General features: G+C 41.6%; 1 protein-coding gene. It reads right to left on the reverse strand.

The features are described from left to right. The coding region (tnpB, locus tag VB714_RS07330) for an IS200/IS605 family element RNA-guided endonuclease TnpB (RefSeq protein ID WP_323222621.1) at positions 1–1,187 on the reverse strand (1,187 nt) is incomplete at its 3' end. Positions 1,188–1,296 lie beyond the last annotated feature (109 nt).

The following is a 1,296-nucleotide window of genomic DNA, read 5'->3' on the forward strand; positions in this document are numbered from 1 at the left end:
GGGATCGCGCTAGACAGAACCGAAGTTCTACCACCTCGTCTTATATCCCCTCCCAGGGCAGTAGAGCTAGTTCCTAACTCTAATACTTGTGTTGAACGCAGTCGAAGTATCCGTAAGCCTTCATTTTTGATGTTAATGGCGGCGTTAATATCCCTGTCGTGATGAGTTTGACAATGTTCGCAAGTCCAATTTCTAATATCAAGGGGTAAACTCTCCACTTGATTGAGGCAGACATGGCAGGTTTTAGAAGAAGGGAAAAATCTATCCACTTCTAGATAAACTTTCCCTTCTGATTCAGCTTTGTACTTTAACATCGTACAAAACATTCCCCAACCTACATCACTAATCGCTTTCGCGAGTTTGTGATTGCGAACCATGCCTTTAACATTGAGATTTTCCACCACAATCACTTGGTTTTCGTTCACTATCTTACGGGATAGTTTGTGGAGAAAATCTTCACGACAGCGACTGATTTTGGCGTGAACTTTGGCAACTTTTACCCGTGATTTATTGCGGTTATTACTGCCTTTACTCTTACGAGCGTGTTTTTGTTGCTTTCGTTTTAGGTTCTGCGCGTGTTTATGGAAATGCTTGGGATTGTTATATTTTGAGCCTTCACTGGTAATGGCAAAATCCGTTAATCCCAAATCAATTCCAATGGCTTTACCTTCAGTTGAGAGAGAAGGAGGTTCTTTTGATTCTTCAACTAAGACAGAAGCATAATATTTCCCATCTGGATTTTTGGAGATGGTTACCGTTTTGATTTTTCCTTCAAAACTTCGATGCTGACGACAATGTAGTAACCCAATTTTGGGCAGTTTGATACAATCTCCCTCAAACTTAACATTCTGAGGGTAACTGATTGATTGTCTGCCATGCTTGGATTTGAATCGGGGTAATTTGGCCCGTTTCTCGAAGAAGTTTCGGTAAGCTGTTGATAAGTTCAAAGCCACGACTTGCAAGCATTGGGAATAGACATCTTCTTTGAGCCAAGGATGTTCCTTTTTTAGGTTAGGCAATAATCCTTGAATATAACTTCTTGATAATCCTTTTCCTGTTGCTTGATAAGTTTCTTGGCACAAATTTAACCCATAGTTCCAATACCAACGACAACAACCAAAGCTCTTGGCTAAGGCTGCTTGTTGTTCGTGGGTTGGATAGATGCGGTATTTGTATGCCTTGAACATTATCGCTTGGATAGCTTGCTGATAAGATTATAACTGATTTTGAGGTCGTTCCCACAGGGTTCCCGGAGGGAGTAGGGACGGGTGAGGTTTCTCTTGGTGCGCGTTCCTT

It is taken from the genome of Spirulina sp. 06S082 (assembly GCF_034932145.1).
In the GTDB taxonomy this organism is placed as follows: Bacteria; Cyanobacteriota; Cyanobacteriia; order Cyanobacteriales; family Spirulinaceae; genus CCY15215.